Annotated in this window: 19 protein-coding genes and 1 tRNA gene; 13 read left to right on the forward strand and 7 right to left on the reverse strand. The window is 72.8% G+C overall.

The annotated features are described in order from the left end of the window. Positions 1–175: 175 nt before the first annotated feature. The 7 genes from ABZ565_RS08915 (at position 176) to ABZ565_RS08945 (ending at position 8,457) form a co-directional block, all read left to right on the forward strand. Positions 176–1,126: a beta-ketoacyl-ACP synthase III gene (locus tag ABZ565_RS08915; RefSeq protein ID WP_361022339.1), complete on the forward strand. Its 951-nt coding sequence runs from the start codon at positions 176–178 to the stop codon at positions 1,124–1,126. 147 nt (positions 1,127–1,273) lie between these two features. Beyond that, complete coding sequence (locus ABZ565_RS08920) at positions 1,274–2,455, forward strand: ROK family transcriptional regulator (protein WP_361022342.1); 1,182 nt, start codon at positions 1,274–1,276, stop codon at positions 2,453–2,455. Between the two features lie 65 nt (positions 2,456–2,520). Continuing rightward, on the forward strand, positions 2,521–4,047 hold the full coding sequence (locus ABZ565_RS08925) for a sugar ABC transporter ATP-binding protein (protein WP_361022345.1): 1,527 nt from the start codon (positions 2,521–2,523) through the stop codon (positions 4,045–4,047). Then, on the forward strand, positions 4,044–5,078 hold the full coding sequence (locus ABZ565_RS08930; protein ID WP_361022348.1) for an ABC transporter permease: 1,035 nt from the start codon (positions 4,044–4,046) through the stop codon (positions 5,076–5,078). The genes ABZ565_RS08925 and ABZ565_RS08930 overlap by 4 nt, the downstream gene beginning before the upstream one ends. A 58-nt stretch (positions 5,079–5,136) precedes the next feature. Continuing rightward, positions 5,137–6,177 (forward strand): substrate-binding domain-containing protein, encoded by a 1,041-nt coding sequence (locus ABZ565_RS08935; RefSeq protein ID WP_361022351.1) that lies wholly within the window; start codon positions 5,137–5,139, stop codon positions 6,175–6,177. A 49-nt stretch (positions 6,178–6,226) separates the two neighbouring features. Further along, positions 6,227–7,438 carry a Gfo/Idh/MocA family oxidoreductase gene (locus ABZ565_RS08940; RefSeq protein WP_361022353.1) on the forward strand — a complete coding sequence of 404 codons (1,212 nt, stop codon included), beginning with the start codon at positions 6,227–6,229 and terminating at the stop codon, positions 7,436–7,438. Between the two features lie 14 nt (positions 7,439–7,452). Continuing rightward, positions 7,453–8,457 carry a sugar phosphate isomerase/epimerase family protein gene (locus ABZ565_RS08945; protein ID WP_361022356.1) on the forward strand — a complete coding sequence of 335 codons (1,005 nt, stop codon included), beginning with the start codon at positions 7,453–7,455 and terminating at the stop codon, positions 8,455–8,457. A gap of 24 nt (positions 8,458–8,481) precedes the next feature. Here the strand turns inward: ABZ565_RS08945 and ABZ565_RS08950 are convergent, their stop codons facing one another. Further along, positions 8,482–9,786 carry a DUF2254 domain-containing protein gene (locus ABZ565_RS08950; protein WP_361022359.1) on the reverse strand — a complete coding sequence of 435 codons (1,305 nt, stop codon included), beginning with the start codon at positions 9,784–9,786 and terminating at the stop codon, positions 8,482–8,484. A 246-nt stretch (positions 9,787–10,032) separates the two neighbouring features. Here ABZ565_RS08950 and ABZ565_RS08955 point away from each other — a divergent pair. Further along, positions 10,033–10,117 (forward strand) — tRNA-Leu (locus ABZ565_RS08955). A 109-nt stretch (positions 10,118–10,226) separates the two neighbouring features. Continuing rightward, a complete protein-coding gene (locus ABZ565_RS08960; protein ID WP_361022640.1) occupies positions 10,227–11,048 on the forward strand; it encodes an RNA methyltransferase in 822 nt (273 codons plus the stop codon). A gap of 12 nt (positions 11,049–11,060) precedes the next feature. Here ABZ565_RS08960 and ABZ565_RS08965 read toward each other — a convergent pair whose 3' ends face one another. The 5 genes from ABZ565_RS08965 to ABZ565_RS08985 all read right to left on the reverse strand — a co-directional run bounded on the left by ABZ565_RS08965 (position 11,061) and on the right by ABZ565_RS08985 (position 16,746). Further along, complete coding sequence (locus ABZ565_RS08965; RefSeq protein WP_361022362.1) at positions 11,061–11,657, reverse strand: class F sortase; 597 nt, start codon at positions 11,655–11,657, stop codon at positions 11,061–11,063. A 91-nt stretch (positions 11,658–11,748) separates the two neighbouring features. Then, the gene (locus ABZ565_RS08970; RefSeq protein WP_361022365.1) at positions 11,749–12,105 is read right to left on the reverse strand and encodes a sortase-dependent protein; all 357 of its coding nucleotides are present in this window, start codon (positions 12,103–12,105) and stop codon (positions 11,749–11,751) included. Between the two features lie 102 nt (positions 12,106–12,207). Continuing rightward, positions 12,208–14,268 (reverse strand): ATP-binding protein, encoded by a 2,061-nt coding sequence (locus ABZ565_RS08975; RefSeq protein ID WP_361022368.1) that lies wholly within the window; start codon positions 14,266–14,268, stop codon positions 12,208–12,210. Next, the gene (locus tag ABZ565_RS08980; protein WP_361022372.1) at positions 14,252–14,980 is read right to left on the reverse strand and encodes a response regulator transcription factor; all 729 of its coding nucleotides are present in this window, start codon (positions 14,978–14,980) and stop codon (positions 14,252–14,254) included. The genes ABZ565_RS08975 and ABZ565_RS08980 overlap by 17 nt, the downstream gene beginning before the upstream one ends. Before the next feature lie 53 nt (positions 14,981–15,033). Further along, on the reverse strand, positions 15,034–16,746 hold the full coding sequence (locus ABZ565_RS08985; RefSeq protein WP_361022374.1) for an AAA family ATPase: 1,713 nt from the start codon (positions 16,744–16,746) through the stop codon (positions 15,034–15,036). 173 nt (positions 16,747–16,919) lie between these two features. Here ABZ565_RS08985 and ABZ565_RS08990 point away from each other — a divergent pair, with 173 nt between their 5' ends. Next, a complete protein-coding gene (locus ABZ565_RS08990) occupies positions 16,920–20,003 on the forward strand; it encodes a DNA methyltransferase (protein ID WP_361022377.1) in 3,084 nt (1,027 codons plus the stop codon). 64 nt (positions 20,004–20,067) lie between these two features. On the opposite strand, the gene ABZ565_RS08995 is transcribed toward ABZ565_RS08990, so the two are convergent. Next, complete coding sequence (locus ABZ565_RS08995; RefSeq protein ID WP_361022380.1) at positions 20,068–20,211, reverse strand: hypothetical protein; 144 nt, start codon at positions 20,209–20,211, stop codon at positions 20,068–20,070. 247 nt (positions 20,212–20,458) lie between these two features. Here ABZ565_RS08995 and ABZ565_RS09000 point away from each other — a divergent pair, with 247 nt between their 5' ends. The 3 genes from ABZ565_RS09000 (at position 20,459) to ABZ565_RS09010 (ending at position 25,219) form a co-directional block, all read left to right on the forward strand. Further along, a complete protein-coding gene (locus ABZ565_RS09000; RefSeq protein ID WP_361022383.1) occupies positions 20,459–22,525 on the forward strand; it encodes a phosphocholine-specific phospholipase C in 2,067 nt (688 codons plus the stop codon). Between the two features lie 148 nt (positions 22,526–22,673). Then, positions 22,674–23,969 carry a cytochrome P450 gene (locus ABZ565_RS09005; RefSeq protein ID WP_361022386.1) on the forward strand — a complete coding sequence of 432 codons (1,296 nt, stop codon included), beginning with the start codon at positions 22,674–22,676 and terminating at the stop codon, positions 23,967–23,969. Next, complete coding sequence (locus ABZ565_RS09010; RefSeq protein WP_361022389.1) at positions 23,966–25,219, forward strand: cytochrome P450; 1,254 nt, start codon at positions 23,966–23,968, stop codon at positions 25,217–25,219. The genes ABZ565_RS09005 and ABZ565_RS09010 overlap by 4 nt, the downstream gene beginning before the upstream one ends. Positions 25,220–25,319 lie beyond the last annotated feature (100 nt).

A 25,319-nucleotide genomic window follows, 5' to 3' on the forward strand; every position in this document is an offset into this window, starting at 1 on the left:
TTGTCGTGCACGCCGGACAGGGCGCCGCAACCGGATGTGCCGTCCGCGATCACCTGCGGCTGTCGAGCCCTCCAAGCCGGGACCGGTATTCCTGTGGGATCACCTGCCCCCGTACCGGGCGGTAGCGACCAAGACTGGTTGGTTCCTGACAGATGGAGCGAGGGGACCTTTGTTTATGACCGGCTCACGTGTCGTGGCGCTCGGCCACTACCAGCCCGCCAAGGTGCTCACCAACCACGACCTGGCGGCCATGGTCGACACCAGTGACGAGTGGATCACCAGCCGCGTCGGCATCAGGACCCGCCACATCGGCGGCCCCGACGAGCCGGTGGACGAGCTGGCCGCGCACGCGGCAGCCAAGGCCCTCGCCTCGGCCGGTCTCCAGCCGGCCGACATCGACCTGGTGCTGGTCGCCACCTCCACCGCCATCGACCGCTCGCCGAGCATGTCGGCCCGGGTCGCCGCCCGCCTCGGCATGGAGGCGCCCGCGGTCATGGACATCAACGTGGTGTGCTCCGGCTTCACCCACGCCCTCGCCACCGCCGACCACGCGCTGCGGGCCGGTGCCGCCACCCGCGCCCTGGTCATCGGCGCCGACAAGATGGGCGACATCGTCGACTGGACGGATCGTTCCAGCTGCGTGCTGATGGGGGACGGCGCCGGTGCGGCCGTCGTCGTCGCCGACCCGGCGGAGACCGGACGCCCCGGCATCGGACCGGTGCTGTGGGGGTCGGTCCCCGCCATGGGGGACGCGGTCCGCATCGAGGGGACGCCGCCGCGCTTCGCGCAGGAGGGACAGTCCGTCTACCGCTGGGCCACCACCCAGCTGCCCCCCATCGCCCGCAAGGTCTGCGAGAAGGCGGGCCTCACCCCGGAGGACCTGGCCGCGGTCGTCCTGCACCAGGCCAACCTGCGGATCATCGAGCCCGTTGCCCGGAAGATCGGCGCGGTCAACGCCGTCGTCGCGCGCGACGTGATCGACTCCGGCAACACCTCCGCCGCCTCCATCCCGATGGCCCTCTCCAAGCTGGTCGAACGGGGCGAGATCCCCACCGGGGCGCCGGTCCTCCTCTTCGGCTTCGGCGGCAACCTCAGCTACGCGGGACAGGTGATCAGCTGCCCGTGAGCCGTGGGCGGCACAGCCTTTGTCCTCGGAGTGGAGAAAGTTCGCCGGATTCCTGCGCTACTTCTTCCCAGTCCCGGCAACCGCTGCTACGTTCCCCTCCCAAGCCCGACGGACAGGCCGACGAGGCGGGAGGGGCGCGTGAGACGTATGACGGCACGACCCGCGAACGCCCACCAGGCGCGACTGCTCCGGCTGTTGCGTGACGGTGGGCCCAACTCCCGGGCGAAGCTGGGCGATCAGGTCGACCTCTCCCGGTCCAAGCTGGCCGTCGAGGTGGACCGGCTGCTGGAGACCGGACTCGTCGTCGCCGACGGGCTCGCCGCGTCCCGGGGCGGACGCCGCTCGCACAACATCCGGCTCGCCCCGCACCTGCGCTTCCTGGGCGTCGACATCGGCGCCACCTCCGTCGACGTGGCGGTCACCAACGCGGAGCTGGAGGTCCTGGGCCACCTCAACCACCCCATGGACGTACGTGAAGGTCCCGTCGCGGTCTTCGAGCAGGTGCTGTCCATGGCGGCGAAACTCCGGGACTCCGGGCTCGCCGCCGGCTTCGACGGCGCCGGGATCGGCGTCCCCGGACCGGTCCGCTTCCCCGAGGGCGTCCCCGTCGCACCCCCGATCATGCCCGGCTGGGACGGCTTCCCGGTCCGCGAGGCGCTCAGCCAGGAGCTGGGCTGCCCGGTCATGGTCGACAACGACGTGAACCTGATGGCCCTGGGGGAGCAGCAGGCGGGCGTCGCCCGTTCCGTGGGCGACTTCCTCTGCGTCAAGATCGGTACGGGCATCGGCTGCGGCATCGTCGTCGGCGGCACCGTCCACCGGGGCGCGACGGGCAGCGCCGGCGACATCGGCCACATCCAGGTCGAACCCGGGGGCCGGCTCTGCGCCTGCGGCAACCGGGGCTGCCTGGAAGCCCACTTCAGCGGCGCCGCCCTGGCCCGCGACGCCGAGGACGCGGCCCGCGCCGGACGGTCCGAGGAACTCGCGGCCCGCCTGGAGGCGTCCGGCCGGCTCACCGCCGCGGACGTGGCCGCCGCCGCGGCCGCCGGGGACGCCACCTCGCTCGTCCTGATCCGCGAGGGCGGCAACCGCGTCGGCCAGGTCATCGCGGGCCTCGTCAGCTTCTTCAACCCCGCCCTGGTGGTGATCGGCGGCGGTGTGACCGGACTCGGCCACACCCTGCTGGCCGCCGTCCGGGCCCAGGTCTACCGGCGCTCCCTGCCGCTGGCCACCGGCAACCTGCCGATCGTCCTGGGCGAGCTGGGACCCGCCGCCGGAGTCACCGGCGCGGCCCGGCTCATCAGCGACCACCTCTTCTCACCCGCCTGACCCGCCCGGCCCGCCCGAGCGGCCGGCCCCACACACCCACACCTCGTCCGCCGAGGGGATTCGTCATGGCTCCGCAACCACCGCTGCTCACCATGTCCGGCATCACCAAGTCCTTCCCCGGTGTCCGCGCCCTCGACGGCGTCGACCTGGAGGTCCAGGCCGGCGAAGTGCACTGCCTCCTCGGCCAGAACGGGGCCGGCAAGTCCACCCTCATCAAGGTCCTGGCCGGTGCCCACCAGCCCGACGACGGCGAGATCACCTGGTGCGGCGCACCCGCCGAACTCAAGTCGCCGCTCGCCGCGATGCGCCTCGGCATCGCCACGATCTACCAGGAACTCGACCTGGTCCGGGGCCTGTCGGTCGCCGAGAACGTCTTCCTGGGCCACGAGTTCACCAGCGCCGGCTTCGTCGTCCGCTCCCGCCGCGCCCGTGCCGGGGCCGCCGCCCTGCTGGCCCGGCTAGGGCACCCGGAGATCGACCCGGCCCGCCCGGTCGGTGAACTCTCCGCCGCCCAGCAGCAGATCGTGTCCATGGCCCGGGCCCTCTCGCACGACGTACGGCTCATCGTGATGGACGAGCCGTCCGCCGCGCTCGACCCCGACGAAGTCGGCAACCTCTTCCGGGTCATCGCCTCGCTGACCGCCGAGGGCGTCGCCGTCGTCTACATCTCGCACCGCCTGGAGGAGATCCGCCGCATCGGCGACCGGGTGACGGTGCTCAAGGACGGCCGGGCCGTCGCCTCCGGGCTGCCCGCCGAGTCCACCCCGACACACGACATCGTGGCCCTGATGACGGGCCGCAGGGTGGAGTACGTCTTCCCGCCCCGCACCCCGCCGCCGGCCGGGCGCGCCGAGGCCGCCCCCGTGCTCACCATCGAAGGGCTCACCAGGGACGGGGAGTTCGCCCCGGTCGACCTGGAGGTGCGGCCGGGCGAGATCGTCGGCCTCGCGGGACTCGTCGGGTCCGGGCGCTCCGAGATCCTGGAGACGGTCTACGGTGCCCGCCGGGCCACCGCCGGGCGGGTCACCGTCGAGGGGAAGGCGCTGCGGCCCGGGAGCGTGCGCTCCGCCGTCGCCGCAGGCATCGGCCTCGCCCCCGAGGAGCGCAAGGCCCAGGCCCTGCTGATGCTCGAATCCGTCACCCGTAACGTCTCGCTGTCCACCATGTCCCGCTACTCCAGGGCCGGTTGGCTTGACCGTATCGCGGAGCGCCGGGCGGCGGGCGAGGCCACCCGGGCCCTGTCGCTGCACCCCGACAACCCGGACACTCCCGTCCGCAACCTCTCCGGCGGCAATCAGCAGAAGGCGGTCCTGGCCCGCTGGCTGCTGCGCGGCTGCCGGGTGCTGCTGCTCGACGAACCGACCCGCGGCGTGGACGTAGGTGCCCGCGCCGAGCTCTACGCCGTGATTCGCCGGCTGGCCGACGAAGGGCTGGCCGTGCTGCTCGTCTCCAGCGAAGTGCCCGAAGTCCTGGGCCTCGCCGACCGGGTGCTCGTCCTGCGCGAAGGGCGTGTCGTGCACACCGCCGACGCCACGGACCTGGACGAACACCGCGTACTCGACCTCGTGATGGAAGGGAGCCCGACGTCATGACCCACCCCGTTCCCACGGCGCGGCAGAGCGGGCCGGACCAGGGCCCCGCCCCCGTGACCCTGAAGAAGAGCGGGCCCCCGCGCACCCTCGGGCTGCGCCTGGACCTGCACACCCTGTCCCTGCTCGGCATCCTCGCCGTGCTGGTGGCCGTCGGGGGATTCACCGAACCCGACGCCTTCCTGGACACCGGAAACCTCCAACTCATCCTGACCCAGGCGTCGGTGATCGGTGTCGTCACCGTCGGCGTGACCTTCGTCATCACCTCGGGCGGCATCGACCTCTCGGTCGGCGCCATGGTCGCCCTGGCCTCCGTCTGGGCGAGCACCGTCGCCACCCAGGAGTTCGGGCTCGCGGGCATCCTGTTCACCGCCGTGCTCGTCGGCCTCGGCGCCGGTCTGGTCAACGGGGTGCTCATCGCGTACGGGAGGGTGGTGCCGTTCATCGCGACGCTGGCGATGCTCGCCTCGGCGCGCGGGGTCGCCCTCATGATCACCGACGGCAAGACCCAGATCGTCACCGTCGACCCGGTCCTGGACCTGGGGCTCCCGGACTCCTACGTCCTGGGCATCCCGCCGCTCGTCCTGATCTTCGCCGCGGTCACCGTCGCCGGCTGGCTGCTGCTGAACCGTACGACCTTCGGCCGCCGCACCGTCGCCATCGGCGGCAACGCCGAAGCGGCCCGGCTCGCGGGCATCGACGTCCGCAGGCAGCGGCTCTACCTCTACCTGCTGTCCGGGCTGTGCTGCGGCATCGCGGCCTTCATGCTGATCATCCTGTCCGGCTCCGGCCAGAACACCGCCGGCAACCTCTACGAACTCGACGCCATCGCCGCCGCGATCATCGGCGGCACCCTCCTCAGCGGCGGACGCGGCACCATCACCGGCTCCGTCCTCGGCGTCCTGATCTTCACCACGATCACCAACATCTTCGCGCTCAACAACCTCCAGAGCGACGTCCAGCAGATCGCCAAGGGCGCGATCATCGTCGCCGCCGTCCTCGTCCAGAGCCGCACCGCCCGTACCGAGACCTGACCCACCGCCGGCCCCACCGCTCCCCGCACCCACCCACCGGATGAAGGGTTCCACCGCCATGCCGCAAACCAGTCGCAGAGGGCTCCTGTTCGGCACCGCAGCCGTCTCCGCGAGTGCCCTCCTCACCGCCTGCACCAGCAACGAGCCCAAGGAGGAGGACGCACCCGCGCAGAGCGGGGCGCCCGCCGCCGACGACAAGCCGGGCAAGCCCGTCACCATCGGCTTCGCCGGACCCCAGGCCGACCACGGCTGGCTCAACGCCATCAACGAGAACGCCAGGTCCCGGGCCGAGAAGTACTCCGAAGTGACCCTGGAGACCACCGAGGGCTCCAACGACACCGCCGCCCAGATCGGCCAGGTCAAGACCCTCATCAACAAGAAGGTCGACGTACTGGTCGTGCTGCCCGCAGACGGCAAGGCGCTCACCCAGGTCGGCCTGGAGGCCATGCGCGCGGGCATCCCCGTCATCAACCTGGACCGGATCTTCGCATCGCCGCAGGCGTACCGCTGCTGGGTGGGCGGCGACAACTACGGCATGGGCCTCAACGCCGGCACCTACATCGGCGAACAGCTCAAGGACAAGAAGAACGCCAAGGTGGTCGAGCTGGCCGGGATCGACAACCTGGAGCTCACCAAGCAGCGCAGCAAGGGCTTCTCCGACGCGCTGAAGAACTACCCCAACATCGAACTGGTGGCCCGTCAGGCAGCGGACTTCACGGTGGAGTCGGGCCAGGCGAAGATGGCGCAGCTCCTCCAGGCGCAGAAGAAGTTCGACGCCCTGTGGAACCACGACGACGACCAGGGCGTGGGCGCCCTCCGCGCGATCAAGCAGGCCGGCCGCGACGAGTTCCTGATGGTCGGCGGCGCGGGCGCCAAGTCCGCCATGGACGCCATCAAGGCCGGCGACAGCGTCCTGAAGGCCACCGTCCTCTACCCGCCGACGATGGCGGCCTCCGCCATCGACCTGGCCCGCGCGCTCGGCCAGTCCAAGGGCGTGTCCGGACTCGCCGAACTGGAGATCCCCACCAGCCTCACGCTCTACTCCGCCGTCGTCACCAAGGACAACGTCGACCAGTACCTGCCGACGGGCTTCAACTGACCGCCCCGCGACCGTACGTGCCGCACCACCGACGAGGAGGAAGCCCCGGATGGCCCAGAGGGATCAGACGCAGGAGACGGCAGCGCCGCCGACGCTCGGGATCGGCATGGTCGGATACGCGTTCATGGGAGCCGCCCACTCACAGGGCTGGCGCACCGCCGGACACGTCTTCGACCTGCCGATGCGGCCGGTGCTCGCCGCGGTCTGCGGACGCGACCGCACCGCCGTCGAGGCCGCGGCGGACCGGCACGGCTGGGCCGCCGCCGAGACCGACTGGCGCGCCCTGATCGCCCGCGACGACGTGCAGCTGGTCGACATCTGCACCCCCGGCGACAGCCACGCGGAGATCGCCGTCGCCGCCCTGGAGGCCGGTAAGCACGTCCTCTGCGAGAAGCCGCTCGCCAACACCGTGGAGGAGGCGGAGGCCATGACGGCGGCGGCCGGGCGCGCCGCCGCCCGGGGCCGGTCGGCCTTCGTGGGCTTCAACTACCGCCGGGTGCCCGCCCTCGCCCACGCCCGCCGGCTCATCGCCGACGGCCGCCTCGGCGCCCTGCGCCACGTGCGCGCCGTCTACCTCCAGGACTGGCTGACCGACCCCGCCTCCCCGCTCACCTGGCGCCTCGACAAGGACCGCGCGGGCTCCGGCGCGCTCGGCGACCTCGGGGCCCATGTGGTGGACCTCGCGCAGTACCTCGCGGGGGAGCCGCTGGCCGCGGTGTCGGCGCTGACCGAGACCTTCGTACGCGAACGTCCCCGGCCGGCCGGACCGTCCGGGGGCCTCGGCGGCGGGGCGGCTGCCGGGGACACCGGCCCGGTCACCGTGGACGACGCCGCCGTCTTCACCGGCCGGCTCGCCTCCGGCGCCCTGGCGTCCTTCGAGGTGACCCGGATGGCGGCCGGCCGCAAGAACGCCCTGCGCCTGGAGATCAACGGGGAGCGCGGCTCGCTCGCCTTCGACCTGGAACGCCTCAACGAACTGTCCTTCCACGACCACACGGAGCCCGCCGCCACGGCCGGCTTCCGGCGCGTCCTCGTCACCGAGCCCGAGCACCCGTACCTGGGGGCGTGGTGGCCGCCGGGCCACACCCTCGGCTACGAGCACACCTTCGTCCACCAGGCCCGGGACGTGGTGTGCGCCATCGCCGGAGGAGGCGCCCACTCCGTGCCGTCCTTCGCGGACGGCCTCCAGGTGCAGCGGGTGCTGGCCGCGGTGGAGGAGAGCGCCGCGAAGAACTCCGCCCTCACCCCCGTAACCCTCTAGGAGGTCCCGTCCCCATGCCCCGTCCCTTCACCCTCTTCACCGGCCAATGGGCCGACCTCCCGCTGGAGGAGGTCTGCCGGCACGCCCGCGACTTCGGCTACGACGGCCTCGAACTCGCCTGCTGGGGCGACCACTTCGAGGTCGACAAGGCCCTCGCCGACCCGGCGTACCTGGACGGCCGCCGGGCCCTGCTCGACACGTACGGCCTGAAGTGCTGGGCGGTCTCCAACCACCTGGTGGGCCAGGCCGTCTGCGACCACCCCATCGACGAACGCCACCAGGGCATCCTGCCCGCCCGCATCTGGGGCGATGGCGAGCCGGAGGGGGTGCGCCGGCGTGCCGCCGCCGAGATGGCGGACACCGCGCGGGCCGCGGCCGCCTTCGGCGTGGACACCGTCATCGGCTTCACCGGGTCCTCGATCTGGCACCTGGTCGCGATGTTCCCGCCGGTTCCGCCGCACATGATCGAGCGCGGCTACGAGGACTTCGCGGAGCGCTGGAACCCGGTCCTGGACGTCTTCGACGCGGAGGGCGTGCGCTTCGCCCACGAGGTGCACCCCAGCGAGATCGCGTACGACTACTGGACCACCCACCGCGCCCTTGAGGCCGTGGACCACCGCCCGGCCTTCGGACTGAACTTCGATCCGAGCCATTTCGTCTGGCAGGACCTGGACCCGGTCGGCTTCCTGTACGACTTCCGGGACCGGATCTACCACGTGGACTGCAAGGAGGCCCGCACACGGCTCGACGGCCGCAACGGCCGCCTCGGCTCCCATCTGCCCTGGGGCGACCCCCGCCGGGGCTGGGACTTCGTCTCGGCCGGCCACGGGGACGTGCCCTGGGAGGACGTCTTCCGGATGCTGCGGTCCATCGGCTACGAGGGGCCCGTGTCGGTGGAGTGGGAGGACGCCGGCATGGACCGGCTGGCGGGCGCCCCGGAGGCCCTGGCGTCCCTGAAGCGGTACGACTTCGACCCGCCGAGCGCGTCCTTCGACGCGGCGTTCGGCGGCAAGGACTGAGGGACCGCTCAGCAGGGGGCCCGCTCAGCCGATCCCCTGCCGGTCGGGCAGCAGCGAGAACTGCCGCTCGTCGGCGTCCGGCACCGCGTGCTCCACCGCCTGGACGAGGAGCGTGCGGTGCCGGACGAGCGGCCCCCGCCGGTCCGGCCCGGCCGGCGGCAGCAGGTCGTCGATCCCGGCGAGCAGCCGCCGCGTCACCTGCGGGACGCCCGCCGCACACCGGCGCACCTCCTCGAAGCCCAGGTCCACCAGGTCCTCCCACCCCGGCACGTCCTGCACCAGCCGCACCGCACCCGTGCGGTCCCGGTGGTGCACCGTGCCCAGCGGCAGCCGCACCGCCGCCGCCAGGAACTGCACGATCCGGTCCAGGCACTGCACGGCCGTCGTCGGGTCGTTCACCGCGGCGGACAGCGCCCGCAGCGCGATGTCCGACAGCTGGCGCAGCCCGAACGCCAGGTCCTGGTGCAGGGTGCGTTCCACGCCCACCGACACCGTGTACCGCAGGGCGTGCCGGGCCGGCGCCGCCCCGCCGTGCACGGCGAGCACCGGCGTACCCGGCACCACGAAGTCCCCGAGCCGGGGGATCAGCCGGAGCACCACCCCCTGTCGCCGGGCGGCCCGGACCAGCCGGGCCACGTTGACATCGCGGAGGACCCCGGCCCGCCCCTCGTACAGGATCTGCCCGGTCTCGCCGGGCAGCGGCTCCGGCCCCGGACGGCCGGCGGGCATCCGGCCCAGCACCCGGAAGGTGTCCCGGGTGATGTGGTCGAGGACGGGCCCGATCTGCATCAGGCGCAGCGTGGAACTGACGTACGCGATGAAGAGGAGCAGGCTCAGCCCGACGAGCAGGGCGGTCAGCACGCTCTGCACGAACGGCAGCGAGGTGACCCGCCGCGGGTCGGTCTCGCTCTCGTACGAGCTGAGGACCAGCAGCGAGAACACGAACGTCGCGAGGAACACCGACAGGGTCAGCTTGCTGATCCGGCTCCGTACGAAGATCCGCACCACCCGGGGCGTGAGCTGGCCGCTCGCCATCTGCACCGCGACCAGCGAGATGCTGAAGACCACACCGATGAAGGTCATCATCGCCGAGCTGACCGTGACCACGATCTGCTTGGTGTCCTCGGCGACCTTCACCAGCTCTTGGATCTCGTCGTACGCCCGCTCCTCGCGCAGGTACGAGACGATCCGCTCGTCCAGCGCCGAGGCGGCGAACCAGAGCACGCACGCGCAGACCAGCGTCAGGGCCGGGGCGAACCAGAACGTCTCACGCAGGTTCTCGCGCAGCGGCGACAGCGTGCGGGGAGGACGGGAGCCGCGATCACTCATGCGAGCGAACGTAACCCGCCCCGTCCGCCCGCCGGTGGAACCCGCCGCCGACCCTCCGGCGGCACGGTCCGTACGTACGCGACGACGGTCCGTACGGGCATGAAGTGACCCCGGGCCGAAGCGCGCCCCCGAGACGCCGGCACCGCACTGACCAGCGCAGTCGGCCAGCGGATATGCAGGTGAGAGCCATGACGAATGGCTGGTATTGTTTTCTTGTCGCCGCGGGAAACCGGGGCGGATCACCTGGTCCGGGTGGCGGAATGGCAGACGCGCTAGCTTGAGGTGCTAGTGCCCTTTATCGGGCGTGGGGGTTCAAGTCCCCCCTCGGACACTCATCCAGTTCCCACGGTTCATCGCGAACCGTGGGAATTTCTGGTTTCCGGGGCGGACCCGTGCCGCCGCCGGAGCGGCCGATCACCCCTTGGAGGACCCCGGTGGCTGTGCAGCGGATCACGACCCGCAACGCCCGCTTTCAGCAGTTCCAGACGCTGCTCACCAACCGGACCAAGCGCGGGCGGGCCCGCGAGTTCATCGTCCAGGGCGTCCGGCCGATCACCATGGCCGTCGAGCACGGCTGGACGATCCGCTCCCTCCTGTACGACGCGAGCCGCCCGCTCTCCCGCTGGGCGGAGGAGCTGATGCGCGGGATCACCACGGAACGCATCGCCATGGCCCCCGACCTGCTCGCGGAGCTGAGCGAGAAGGCCGAGGGCGCCCCGGAGGTCCTGGCCGTGGTCGAGATGGAACCGGACGACCTGACCCGCCTCCGGGTCGACGAGGACTTCCTCGGCCTCGTCTTCGACCGCCCGACGCAGCCCGGCAACATCGGCAGTATCGTCCGCTCCGCCGACGCCTTCGGCGCACACGGGCTCATCGTGACGGGGCACGCGGCCGACCCGTACGACCCGAAGGCGGTCCGCGCGACGACCGGCTCCTTCTTCGCCCTCCCCGTCGTCCGCACCCCCTCCCACCGCGAGGTCGGCGAGTGGCTGGACGCCGAGCGCGACCGGGGACGTCCCGTGCTCGTCGTCGGCACCGACGAGGACGGCGAGTGCGACGCCTCCGACTTCGACCTGACCCAGCCCGTCCTGCTGCTCATCGGCAACGAGACGGCGGGCCTGAGCAACGCCTGGCGCGAGCGCTGCGACCACGTCGTCAGCATCCCGATGACGGGCTCCGCCAGCTCGCTCAACGCCTCGAACGCGGCGTCGATCGTCCTGTACGAGGCGCGACGGCAGCGGTTGGCGAAGGCGCGGGGCTGAGCGCCGCGAGAGTCACTTCCGCTTCGCGTACACGATCAGGTTGTCCACCGGGTGGCCGGCGGTGTCGAACGCGCCGTCGCAGGTGATCAGGCGCAGGGCGCGTTCCGTGGTGCGGCCGTAGACGCGGGCCGTCGGGAAGGCGTGCTTGCTCACCGTCTCCAGGGCGGTGACCTCGAAGCGGACGTCCTTGCCCCGGGCGTCCCGGACCACGATCTCCGCGCCCTTGGCGATCTTCTTCAGGTCGTGGAAGACGGCCCGGCCGAAGCGGGTGTCGTTGTGGCCGATCAGCACCGCCGCGCCGGGCTCGCCGGGCACGGCGCTCCCCGTGTACCAGCCGGTCGTCATGCCCTTGTCGGCCGGTGGGACCTCGACCGAGCGGTCCGGGTTGAGGCCGAGCCGCATGATGTCGCTGTCCACGCCCAGGGACGGGATGGAGACATGGGCGGGCGGCCCGGCGGTGGCGGTGGCGCTGGGGGCGGGTGCCTCGGCGGCCGCCGCCGACGCGGGGGCCTTGGAGGGCTGCGGGGCGGGGTCGCCGGAGCAGCCGGTCAGCGCCGCGAGCGCGGCGAGGGTCAGGGCGGCGGTGACGGGCAGGGCGGTGCGGGGCATGGGACAGGGCTCCAGGGGGCGTACGTACGGCAGTGGCGCCGCCCGGTTCGAACAGGCGGCGCCACTGCGGCTCATCGGCTAGCGGGACGGGTCAGCCGTCGCGGCGGGCGGTGCGGCGGCGGACGACGACCGTCCCGGCGCCGCCCAGCAGCAGCGCGGCGGCCGCGGAGCCCGCGAGGGCGGTCGTGCCGCTGCCCGAGGAACCGGCAGGCTGTTCACCGGCCGCGACGCCGCCGCGCGGCGCCTCGGACGGGACCGCCGAGGGCGCCTCCGTCGCTTCGGCCGACGGCACGGCGGAGGGTTCGGCCGACGGGGCCACGGTCGGCTCGGTGGGTGCGGGCGAGGGGGTGGCCGAGGAGTCGGCGAACGCCGCGGTGGCCGGCACGCAGACCGCACCGGCCGCGACGGCGGCGAGGAGGGCGGTACGCAGGGTGGTGCGCAGGGTCATGGGCAGGGCTCCGTTCCGGATGGCCTCAGGGGCGGCCGCGGTGCGGTGCGCACCGCGGCGCGAGGCGTGCGGACAGGCTCGCGCCACGTTGTGAGGAAGCTGTCAGATCGTTGTGTTCATCGCATCAGGGTCGGGGACGGTGCCGGAGGACGCGGTCTCCCCGGCCGGAAAGCGCAGCGTGAACACCGAGCCCTCGCCGGGGGTGCTCACCGCCGTGGCCGTGCCGCCGTGGGCCTCCGCCAGCTTCCGCACGATCGCCAGGCCGAGACCGCTGCCGCCCGTCCGCCTGGACCGGGACTTCTCGCCGCGCCAGAACCGGTCGAAGACGCGGACCAGGTCGTCGGCCGGGATGCCGCTGCCGGTGTCGGCGACGTCCACCAGCACCGCGTCCCCGTCCTCGGAGCCGTACGCCCGCAGCGTGACCTCCCCGCCCTCCGGGGTGTGGCGCACCGCGTTCGACACCAGGTTGCCCACCGCCTGCCGCAGCCGGACCGGGTCGGCCGTCAGCGGCGGCAGCGGGCGGTCCGGCGGCCGGACGCCCAGCGCGACGCCCGCCGCGTCGGCCCGGGCCTGGTGCGCGGCGGCGACCTGCCCCAACAGCTCCGCCGCGTCCACCGGTTCGGGGTGCAGCCGCAGCGCGCCCGCGTCGGCCTGTGCCAGGTCCTGGAGGTCGTCGATGATGTGCTGGAGCTGGACCGCCTCCGTGTGCAGGAAGGCGATGAACTCCGGGTCCGGGTCGGCCACTCCGTCCTGTGCCGCCTCCAGCCAGCCCCGGATGTTGCTGAGCGGGGTGCGCAGTTCGTGGGCGACGTCGCTGACCATGGCCTTGCGCTGCGCCTCCAGGCGGGCGCGGTGGGCGGACATGTCGTTGAACGTGGCGGCGAGCCGCCCGATCTCGTTGTCCGCGGCGACCACCACCGGCGCGGTGTCCTCCCCGTCCCGCATCCGTTGGGCGGCCCCCGTCAGCGCCCGCAGCGGGCGTACGAGACGGGCGCCGACGAGCACCGACGCGCCCACGGTCAGGGCCAGCACCAGGGCCGCCGCGCCCGCGATCCGCGCCGTGTTCGCCGGCGAGAGGTCGAAGCCGGGCACGGTCGCGCCGCCCGGGTCGCCGATGAACAGCAGGGCGGGCGAGGCCACGTACGAGCTGAGCTGCTCCCGGCGGGCCGTGCCCACGCAGGAGGCGACGGCCCGGTCGTTCTCGCCGGTGGCGGCCGCCTGCTCGTCACCCGGGCCCGGCACCGCGCTGGGCTCGGCGCTGGGTTCTACGAGGGGCGCCTCGGTCGGCACCGCGCTCGGCACGGCGGTCGGCGGCATCGTGGCCATCGGAGCCGCGGGCACCGGCACCGCCCCCGCCGGTACGGGCTCGGCCGCCTGCCCCCAGGACAGGCCCAGCGTGAGGTGGACGCCGTCGCGGCCCTGGCGCTCCAGACAGGCGTCGGCCAGCTGGTTCAGCGCCTTCAGCGCCTTCCGCTCCGTGGCCGTCGGGGCGTCCAGCGCGTCCACGGCGCAGCCGGTGCCCCGGATGCGTTCGGGGTCGTTGCCGCCCACCACCTGGATCAGCGGGCGGCCGCTCGCCCCGGCCACCACATCGGCGGCGATCCCGAAGTCGTCCAGGCAGGCCACGCCCCGGTCGGCGGTCTTCCGCAGCCGGGTCCGCTCCGCCGCGGGCAACCGGAACGGCCCCACCGCGCGGGGGTCGACCCGGTCCGTGGTGGTGCCCGTCGCGCCGGCGCCCGCCGACAGCGCGGTGTCCACGGACAGCGGATCGACCACCGCCGACGCCTGCGCCGGGAGCGCCGCCGCGCCCGGGGCCGCCGAGTCCGCCAGTGGGGCGCGGGCCTGGGTCGTCAGCGCGATCCGCCGCCCGGACTGCTCGGCCAGCTCGCGCACCGTGGCCCCGACGCCGTTCCAGGTCGGATGAGCCGCCGCGTAACCGAGCAGACGGTGGTAGATCCGGGCGTCGGCGGCCAGGTTCTGGCCCTGCTCCTGCCGGATCGCGCCCGAGGTCGTCTGCACGGCGAGCCAGGCGGTCGCCGCCACCGAACAGGCCGCGACCAGGGCGGAGACCGCCAGCAGCCGGGCGAACAGGCTCTTGCGCAGCGGGACGCGCCGCCGTGCGCCGCCCGCTCCCGGACGCCCCGGGCTACGAAGTCGCCGCACGGGCCGCCGCCTTCGCCGGGTCCGTCAGCTTGTAGCCGACGCCGAAGACGGTGAGCAGCCGGACGGGCCGGCGCGGGGCGGGTTCGATCTTCTTGCGCAGGTTCATCACGTGCACGTCGACGGTCCGGTCACTGATGTAGCGGTCGAAGCCGTGCAGTTCCCCCAGCAGCCGCTGCCGGGAGAACACCCGGTCCGGCTCGGCGGCGAGCGCGGACAGGATCCGGAACTCGCCCGGGGTGCACTCCACGGCCCGCCCCTCCACCGACACCACGTGCCGGACCGGATCGACGACCAGCGCCCCCACCCGCAGCACCCCGGCATCCTCCGGCTCGCCGCCCGTGCCCCGCCGGCTGCGGCGCAGCAGCGTACGCACCCGGGCCATCAGCTCGCGCGGGCTGTACGGCTTGGTCATGTAGTCGTCGGCGCCCAGATCGAGACCGAGCAGCAGATCGTCCTCCGTGGTGCGGGCGGTGAGCATCAGCACCGGCAGCTCCCGGTGCTCCGCCCGCAGCACGCGCACGACGTCGAGGCCGTCGGCCCGGGGCATCATCACATCGAGGACCAGCAGATCGGGTTCCTGGTGCCGGACCGCGTCGAGCGCCGCGAGGCCGTCGGGCGCGACGGTCACGCGGTGGCCCTCCCGTTCGAGGTAGCGGCGGAGGAGTTCGGCCTGATTCTCGTCGTCTTCGGCAACGATCACATGTGCGCACACGCGATCGATCGTAGCCAGGGCCTACGCCCCTTCCGCGTCCCGGTGCGACTCCATCAGCTCGTCGTGCGCGGCGACGATGTCCCAGGCGAGGACGGTGACCATCTCCTCCCGGGTCGGCGTGGAGTCGCTGTGTGCGCGGAGTACAGCCGCAGATCGCGCTGCGCGGACGCCTTCGCGCACAGCTCGCGGGCGAACCGGGCGTTGCCCACCAGGTCGGCCTTGCCGCCGTCAACGATCGCCGTGCACAGCGAGTTGAGCACGTCGAGCGCGCCCGGGTCCGGTTCGTCGCCCTGCGACGCCAGCACCGACCGGGCGATCAGGACCAGTTCCTCGGCCGAGTACGAGGGGAAGTCGACGCGGGTGTTGAACCGGGAGACCAGTCCGGGGTTGGTGGCGAGCAGCTCCGACATCTCGTCCCGGTAGCCGGCGAGCACGACGACGAGCCGGTCCCGGTCGTCCTCCGCCCGCTTCAGCAGAACCTGGATCGCCTCCTTGCCGAAGGCGTCGCCGCCGTTGAGCCCGGTGATGTTGAGCGAGTACGCCTCGTCGATGAACAGCACTCCGTTCAGGGCCGAGTCGATGACCTCGTTCGTCTTGAGTGCCGTCGACCCCAGGTGCTGTCCGACCAGGTCGGCGCGCTGGGCCTCCACCACATGCCCCGAACTGAGCAGCCCGAGCCCGGCGAAGACCTGGCCGATGATGCGGGCCACGGTCGTCTTGCCGGTGCCGGGCGGCCCCGCGAAGACGAAGTGCCGGGGCCGGGCCCCGCCGGGCAGGCCCTGCTCCTCGCGCAGCGCGGACATCCGCAACTGCGCGAGCAGCGTCAGCACCTGGCGCTTCACCGGCTGCAACCCGATCATGGCGTCGAGCGCCCGCTGCGCCTCGGCGAGCACCCGGGCCCGGTCCTCGGCCGACAGCCCGCCGGCGGCGTCGCCCTCGCCGCCCGAACCGGTCGTGGCCGGACCGCCGCCGGCCGTCGCCGCGACCGGGGCCGCGGGCGCCGGGGCGGGCTTGCTCACCGGGCGGGCCTGGGCGCGCGACTCCACGTCGAGCAGGTCGGGCGCGCACCGGAACGCGTACTGGTACCGCTTCAGCGCCTCCTCCTCACGGCCCAGCGCCTCCAGCGACCGCCCCATGAAGTACTTCACCTCGGCGTCGAACCTGCTGCCCCGCTCCAGCTTGCCCGGCAGCGCGGACAGCACGTTCAGCGACTCGTGGCAGACCCCCTGGGCGAACAGCGCGCAGCCCACGTACAACTGCGCCTCGTCGCGCAGGAAGGCGTCACCGATCCCGGGCGCGAACTTCAGGACGAGCGGCCAGTCCTCCTTCAGGAACGCGTACCGGGTGCAGACGAAGCGGGTCTCGTCGCAGTCCAGCAGCGCCGTGGAGAGCCCCTTCCACGCCTCGTCGAGCCGCCGGTCGTCCAGGAACGCCGACATGGCCGCCAGCCACAGATCGCGGGAGTTCTCCAGCCGGAAGGTGACGTAGTGCCCGATCTGGAAGGTGGACCGGAACGGCGACCGGTGCTTCGAGCGCAGCGCCCCGAACTGCGCCGAGGACCGCAGCAGGCCGTCCAGCGCCGCTTTCTGGTCCGTGCCGGTCACATGCAGGCCCAGCCAGGCGTCGGCGGCCATCGGGTCGTGCCGCGTGGCGAGCGCGAACTGCGAGGCGGCACCCGCGTTGTCCCCCTGCCGCATGAGGACCATCCCCTGGTTCCACGCCTGCTCGGCCTTCCTGGCCGACCCCCGGCTCGCGGCACCCTGCACGTGACTCTCCCCTCGCCGGGCGCGCCCGTGGCCCCCCGGCCGCCCGTGATCACATCCGCAACGGTCGTCAGGATAGCCAACACCGGGCGAGCGGCCCCCGGACGCCGACCCCCTCGGATACGATTTCGCTCCCCGTCTCCGCTCCCCACCGTCACCGCCGGGAAGTCCGCCTGATGCCCGCCCTCCCCAGCAGCCGGACCCCGGACCGGCTGCTCCGCAAGGGGGTGCGCGCCGCGCTCACCACCCTCGGCACCGGCTTCCTGCGCCACCCCGCCAACACGGCCCTGTGGGCGAACGCCGACGCCCCCGCCCTGCACAACGCCCTGCTGCGCCTCGTCTTCCGGCTCCTCTTCCTCTTCGTCACCGAGGACCGTGACGCACTGCTGTCCCCGGAGGCGACCGCGCGGGCCAGGGCGCGGTACGCGGCGCACTTCTCCACGGCCCGCCTCCGTGCCCGCGCCCGCGGCGCCGCGGAGCACGGGAATCCGTACGCGGCGCTGCGCGCCGTACTCGACGCCCTCGGCAATCCGGACGGGGACCCCGGCCTCGGCCTGCCTTGGCTCGGCGGCGTCTTCACCGCCACGGAGGCCGACGCCCCGCTGCACGGCCTGTCCCTGTCCGACGCGGACCTGCTCGCCGCGGTGCGCCAGTTGTCCGAGGTCCCGGAACCGGGTACGCGGCGCGCCCGCACGGTCGACTTCGGCCGCCTGGAAGCGGAGGAACTGGGCTCCGTCCACGAATCGCTCCTCCAGTTCGTCCCCCGGATCGACGCGGCGGACCGCACCTTCGCGCTGGTCGGGCTCCCCGGCAACGCCCGTAAGACCTCGGGCTCCTACTACACCCCGGCCGCGCTGGTGGAGTGCCTGCTCGACGCCACCCTCGACCCGGTCCTCGACGCCGCCGTCGCACGCGGTGAGGCTTCGGACGCCGCCGACCCGGGCGAGGCGGCGGCCCGGGAACTGCTGGCCCTCACCGTGTGCGACCCGGCCTGCGGCTCCGGCCACTTCCTGGTGGCGGCGGCCCGGCGCATCGCCAGGCGCGTCGAGGCCGTGCGCGGACGCGGCACGGAGCCGTACCGCGACGCGCTCCACGCGGTCGTCGCCCACTGCGTGCACGGGGTGGACCTGGACCCGACGGCCGTCGAACTGGCCAGGATGGCCCTGTGGCTGGAGGCCCCGGAGCCCGGCCGGCCACTCACCTTCCTCGACGCCCGCGTCAAGCACGGCAACGCCCTGATCGGCGCGGTGCCGGACCTGCTGCGGCACGGCATCCCGGACGCGGCGTTCACCCCGCTCGCGGGCGACGACCGGGCGCAGGCCAGGGCCCTGAGGAAGCGCAACAGGGGCGAGCGGAATGCCTCGTGCGGCCCGGCCGACGAGCCGGGACGCGACGCCGCCGATGCCTGGTGCGCCGCGTTCCTGTGGCGCAGGACGGCGGACGCCCCGCCGGCGGTGACCGACGCGGTCCTCCGCGATCTGCGGGGCGCGCCCCGGGCCACCCACGAGGAGATCGCGCGGTTGCGGGACCGGTACCGGTTCTTCCACTGGCACCTGGAGTTCCCCGAGGTCTTCGGCGCGGACGCCGGCGGCGGCTTCGACTGCGTCCTCGGCAACCCGCCCTGGGAGCGCATCAAGCTCCAGGAGCAGGAGTTCTTCGCCCAGCACGACCCGGAGATCGCCGCCGCGAAGACCGCCGCCGCGCGCAAACGCCTGATCGCCGCGTTGAAGGAGGATCCGGACCGCACCGCCCTGCACACGGCGTTCGAGGCGGCCAAGCGTACGGCGGAGGGGACGAGCCACTTCCTGCGCAACGGCGGACGCTATCCGCTCACCGGGCGCGGTGACATCAACACGTACGCCGTGTTCACCGAGGCGGGCCGTGCGCTGACCGGTCCGCGCGGCCGGACGGGCATGATCGTGCCGACGGGCATCGCCACGGACGCGACGACCCGCTTCTCCTTCAAGGACCTGGTCGACAGGCGCGCGCTCGCCACCCTGTACGACTTCGAGAACGCCGCGCCCGTCTTCCCCGACGTCCACCGCTCGTTCAAGTTCAGCATGCTGTCCCTCACCGGCCGGGCGCTGCGCGAACCCGCCGCCAGATTCGCCTTCTTCCTCCGCGATCCGGCCGAACTCCGTGAAGAGGGGCGGGTGTTCACGCTCACACCCGAGGAGATCAGGCTCCTCAACCCCAACACGGGCACCTGCCCGGTCTTCCGGACCCGCCGCGACGCCGAGATCACCCTCGGCATCTACGCGCGGCTCCCCGTCCTCATCGAGGAGGGCGCCCCGGACGGCAACCCGTGGGGCGTCGCCTTCGGCACGATGTTCCACATGGCCAACGACTCGCACCGCTTCCGTACCCGCGAGGAGCTGACGGCCACCGGCTGGCAGGCGGCCGGAAACCACTACGTCAACGGGGAGCGGGTCATGCTCCCGCTGTACGAGGCCAAGATGGTCGACGCCTACAACCACCGCGCGGCCGACGTGGTCAAGAGCGCCACCGCCGTCAAGCGCCAGAACCAGCCCGCCTATCTGACGGCCGACGCCTGGGCCTCCGCGTCCCGCCTGGCCGTCCCCGGCAACTGGGTGGACCGTGCCGACACGCCACCCGGTACCCCGCCCGGCCGCCTCGCCTTCCTCCGTATCAGCAGCCCCACCAACCAGCGCACCATGATCTCCGCGATCCTGCCCCCGGCGGCGATCGGCGACTCCGTCTTCCTGCTGCACACCAGGAGCTCACGCGACAGCGCCGCCCTGGTGGCCCACTTCAACTCCTTCGTCTACGACTACGTCACCCGCCAGAAGGCCGCCGGGCTCAACCTCAACTTCTTCTACATCCGCCAACTCCCCGTCCTGCCACCGGAGACCGTCCACCGCCACACCGGATTCCTGACCCCGCGCGTCCTTGAACTCACCTGCACCGCACACGACATGGGGCCCTTCGCCGCCGACCTGGGCGACACGGGCGGCCCGTTCCGCTGGGACGAGGACCGCCGCCGCCAGATCCGCGCGGAACTCGACGCGTTCTTCTTCCACCTGTACGGGGTCGGCCGCGCCGACACCGCGTACATCCTGGACACCTTCCCCATCGTCCGGCGCAAGGACGAGGCCCGGTACGGCGGTTACCGCACCAAGGACCTCATCCTCACCGAGTACGACCGCATGGCCGACGCGGGCCTCGTGACGGGCGGCACGTACACCTCGCCGCTGAGTCCGCCGCCGGGCGAAGGGCCCCGGCACCGGTGCCGCGCGTGACCTCGGCGAGCGCGTCGTAGCAGGCGCGGGGCCGCCGCTCGAAGTCCGTCCGGGCGGACACCGCTCAGCCGGGGCCGACCAGGCCCACCGTGACCAGCGGAAGCCCGGACAGGATCAGCCGGTCGGAGAGCGCGATGCGCGCGTCGTAGATGTCGTCGTCCTGGCCCAGGGCGTACAGCTGTCCCTTGTCCGCGCCCTCCGCGACCACGAAGCCGGGGGTCCAGCCGTGCGCGGTCCCGGAGCCGTAGGAGGGTGTTGCGGGCCCGTTCCTGCCTGCTCCGGGCAGTTTGCCGGGGTGCCCGGGGAATGGACCCGGCCGCGCTGGGTAGGTTCGCCGACTGTTCCGCCCGGCGTCATTCCGTGCACACTGCAAGGGTCTTACGCGGAGACCGGCGGGTCTGGAACACTCCAGTCGCTTCCCACCCCACATCCCCCCACCGCGAAGGCTCCCACCCATGGCAGAAATCGACCGCCGCCGGCTCCTGAAGCTCGCCGGGGGCTCCGTCGCCCTCACCGCCCTGTCGAGCAGCATCGCCCGCGCCGCGTCCCTTCCCGCGCGGGGACGAACGGGGACCATCGAGGACGTCGAGCACATCGTCGTCCTGATGCAGGAGAACCGTTCCTTCGACCACTACTTCGGGACGATGAAGGGCGTACGCGGCTACGGCGACCCACGGCCCGTCACCCTGCCCAGCGGCAAACCGGTGTGGCACCAGGCGGACGCGGCCGGCAAGGAGGTGCTGCCGTTCCGGCCGCCGGCCGACGCGCTCGGGATGCAGTTCCTCCAGGACCTGAACCACGACTGGGCGGGCGGCCACCGGGCGTTCAACAAGGGGGCGTACGACCAGTGGGTGCCCGCCAAGACGGCGACCACGATGGCCCACCTCACCCGGGAGGACATCCCGTTCCACTACGCGCTCGCCGACGCGTTCACCGTCTGCGACGCCTACCACTGCTCGTTCATCGGCTCGACCGACCCCAACCGGTACTACCTGTGGAGCGGTTACACCGGCAACGACGGCGCCGGCGGCGGCCCAGAGCTGGGCAACGACGAGCGTGGGTACGGCTGGACGACCTACCCGGAGCGCCTTGAGGAGGCCGGGGTGTCGTGGAAGGTGTACCAGGACATCGGCGACGGCCTGGACGCCGCCGGGTCCTGGGGCTGGATCGGGGACGCGTACCGGGGCACGTACGGCGACAACGCGCTGCTGTACTTCACCTCCTACCGCGACGCCGAGCCCGGTGACGTCCTGTACGAGAAGGCCCGCACCGGCAGCGACCTGAAGAACGGGGGCAGTCTGCTGGACGACCTGAAGGCCGACATCAAGGCCGGCACACTGCCCTCGGTGTCCTGGATCGTGGCGCCCGAGGCATACAGCGAGCACCCCAACTGGCCCGCGAACTACGGCGCCTGGTACATCGCACAGGTGCTCGACGCGCTGACCCCGGACCCGGAGGTCTGGGGCCGCACCGCCCTCTTCATCACGTACGACGAGAACGACGGGTTCTTCGACCACGTCGTGCCGCCGTACGTCCCGTCCGGGCCCGCGCAGGGGCGGTCCACCGTGGAGACCGCCGCCGACTACTTCCCGGGCGACCTGCGGTACGCGCCGGGTCCCTACGGACTCGGCCAGCGGGTGCCGATGACCGTGGTGTCGCCGTGGAGCACCGGTGGCTACGCCTGCTCGGAGGTCTTCGACCACACGTCCGTCATCCGGTTCATGGAGCGGCGCTTCGGGGTGCGCGAGCCGAACATCTCTCCCTGGCGGCGGGCCGTCTGCGGCGACCTGACCTCGGCCTTCGACTTCCGGCGTACGGACCCCTCCTCGCCCGAGCTGCCGTCCACCGCCGCCTACGAGCCCCCGGACGGCGACCGGCACCCCGACTACGTGCCCGTCCCGCCCGCCACCGGTGCGGTGCCGAAGCAGGAGCCCGGGGCGCGTCCCACCCGCCCGCTGCCCTACGCACCCCTGGTGGACGGCGCCGCCGACCCGGCCGCCGGGACCTTCCGGCTCACCTTCGGCGGGGGACCGGCGGCCGGCGCGCAGTTCCTCGTGACGTCCGGCAACCGCACGGACGGGCCCTGGACCTACACCACGCACGCGGGCGCCTCGGTCGCGGACACCTGGAACACCGCGTACTCCAAGGGCGTCACCGACCTCACCGTGCACGGCCCGAACGGCTTCCTGCGCGCCTTCCGCAACCCCGGCAGGGCCGCGGGACCGGAGGTGACGGCCCGTCACAACGCGGCGACCGGCTCCCTCGAACTCACCCTCACCCACACCGGCACCGGCTCCGTGCGGCTGACCCTGCGCAGTGACGCCGCCTACGGGGGAGAGGTGCGGACCTTCGCCGTACGCGCGGGCACGTCCGTGGCGCACACGCTCGACCTGCGCCGCAGCAAGCGCTGGTACGACGTCACCGTCACGAGCGACGCGGACGCCACCTTCCTGCGGCGCTTCGCCGGGCATGTCGAGACGGGAGCGCCCGGGGTGAGCGACCCGGGGCTGCGGACCGGGTGAGGGGGCACGCGGACCGGCCGGTGCGACCGTCCAGGGTTCGGGATTGATCGCGAATGACCATCCTGCTGCACATAAAATCCTTATAGTGAGCGAGAGTTGACCGCGTGATCGTGGCGCGTGCAGTCGTCCGCCACAGGAGTCAGGATTCATGACGCGCCCCTCCCCGGCCGAGTCCGCGCCGGCGTCCCCGAACGCCCCGACCGGCTGCCCGGCACACGCCGGCGCCGTGCCCCTCTGGGGGCCCGGCTTCCAGGCCGAGCCCCAGAGCGTCTACCGCGCGATGCGCCGCGAGCACGGGCCGGTCGTCCCCGTCGAGCTGCTGGGCGGCTTCCCGGCCTGGCTGGTCATCGGATACCGGGAGCTCCACCGGGTCACCAGTGACGGCGGGCTGTTCCCGCGCGACGTGGGCCTGTGGAACCAGTGGCCGAACGTCCCCGACGACTGGCCGCTGCTGCCGATGGTCGGGCGGCCCCTGCCGTCCATCTACTTCAGCGCGGGCCAGGAGCACCTGCGGCACGCCCGCATGGTCACCCCCGCCCTCGAAGCGGCCGACCCGTTCCGCATCCGGCAGCACTGCGAGCAGCTCGCCGACCGGCTGATCGACGCGGTGTGCGCCCGGGGCACCGCAGACCTCGTCGCGGAGTTCTGCGAACCGCTGCCCGTGCTCGTCCTGGCCCGGCTCGTGGGATTCCCCGACGAGGAGGGCGGCGCCATCGCGCGCGTGCTGAAGGACCTCGCGGACGGCGGGCCGGAGGCGCAGAACGCCCATCAGCGGTTCGGGGAGCACATGGCCCGGCTGCTCGCCGCGAAGCGGGCCGAGCCGGGGGACGACGTGGCCTCCCGGATGCTGGACTTCCCCGAGGAGTTCACCGACGAGGAGTACACGCTCGACCTGATGGCCGTCACGGCCGCCGGGCACCTGCCGACCGCCGACTGGATCAGCAACTCGGTCCGGCTCATGCTCACCGAGGACGAGTTCGCCGACTCCATGGCCGGCGGTCGGCGCAGCATCGGCGAGGCCATGAACGAGGTGCTGTGGGAGGACACCCCCACCCAGATCCTGGCCGGCCGCTGGGCCGCGCGCGACACCCAGCTGGGCGGGCAGCGCATCCGGGCCGGGGACATGCTCCTCCTCGGGCTCGGAGCCGCCAACACCGACCCGCTGATCCGCCAGGGCGTCTCCGGCGGCACGGGGCCCGCCCGGGGCGGCAACGGCGCGCACCTGGCCTTCAGCCACGGCGAGTACCGGTGCCCGTTCCCGGCCCAGGAGATCGCCGAGATCATCGCCAGGACCGGCATCGAGGTGCTGCTCGACCGGCTGCCCGACCTCCGGCTCGACGTCGCCGTCGAGGACCTGGTCCGTCGGCCCTCCCCCTTCCTGCGCGGCAACACCACGCTCCCCGTCCGGTTCACCCCCGTACGCATGACAGGAGATTCCTCGTGAACTGCCCCCACGCCGCCCCGGCCGCGGCCCAGCAGGGTGCCACCGTCGTCATCGACCCCATGGTCCAGGACCTCGACGGCGAGACCGCGCGACTGCGCGAAGCCGGTCCGCTGGCCCGGATCGAACTCCTCGGTGTGCCGGCGTGGACCCTCACCCGGCACGCGGACGCCCGGCGGCTCCTGGTCGACCCGCGCCTGGTCAAGGACATCGACGCCTGGGGGCTGTGGCAGAGCGGTGAGGTGACGCACGCCTGGCCGCTCATCGGCATGATCGACGCCGGACGGTCCATGTTCACCGTCGACGGCGCGGAGCACCGCAGGCTGCGGACCAAGACCTCCCAGGCGCTCACGCCCCGCCGTCTGGAGGCGATACGCCCCGACATCGAGAAGTTCACCGCCGAGCTGCTGGACGCGTTGGAGGAGGGCGGCCGGGACGGGGCCGTGGTGGACCTCAAGTCGGTGTTCGCCCAGCCGCTGCCGATGCGGGTCGTCGGCATGCTGATGGGGGTCGACCCGGCGGAGAACGCCATGCTGACCCGGCAGTACAAGGCGTTCTTCTCCATGCTGACCCCGCAGGACGAGCGGCTCGCGCTCCTCGCCGACCTGGACGTCTTCTACGCCGGACTCGTACGCGAGAAGACCGCGCACCCCACCGACGACCTGACGTCGGCGCTGATCCTGGCCGAGGAGGGCGGCGAGCCGCTGACCGAGGAGGAGGTCGTCGGGAATCTCAAGGCGATGGTCGCCGCCGGGCACGAGACCACGATCGGGCTCATCCTCAACGCCGTACGCGCCCTGCTGGCCCACCCCGACCAGCTCCGGATGGTCCTCGACGGCGAGGTCTCCTGGGACACCGTGATCGAGGAGACCCTGCGCTGGGACACCCCGACCACCCATCTGCTCATGCGGTTCGCCACCGAGGACATCCAGGTCGGCGACGCGGTCATCGCCAAGGGCGAGGGCGTCGTGATCTCGTACCGGGTGATCGGCCGCGACCCCGAGCAGCACGGCCCCGACGCCGACGCCTTCGACATCACGCGCCCCACCCCGATCCGGCACATGACCTTCGGGCACGGCCCGCACATCTGCCCCGGCGCGGCGCTCTCCCGGGTCGAGGCGGGCATCGCCCTGCCGGCGCTCTTCGCGCGCTTCCCCGGCCTGCGGCTCGCGATCCCGGACACCGAGCTGCGCAACCTCCCGGTGATGACGCAGAACGACATGGAGTCCTTCCCCGTCCTGCTCGGCAGCTGAGCCGGTGTGAAGCGGAATCGGGCGGCGGGCATATCGTTGCGGTAGCCGACGCGTGCAGAGGTATCGAAGCGCTTCGACAGTGGTCTGGACATGCCGTCAC

The sequence above is a fragment of the Streptomyces sp. NPDC016469 genome, from assembly GCF_040632905.1.
GTDB lineage: Bacteria > Actinomycetota > Actinomycetes > Streptomycetales > Streptomycetaceae > Streptomyces.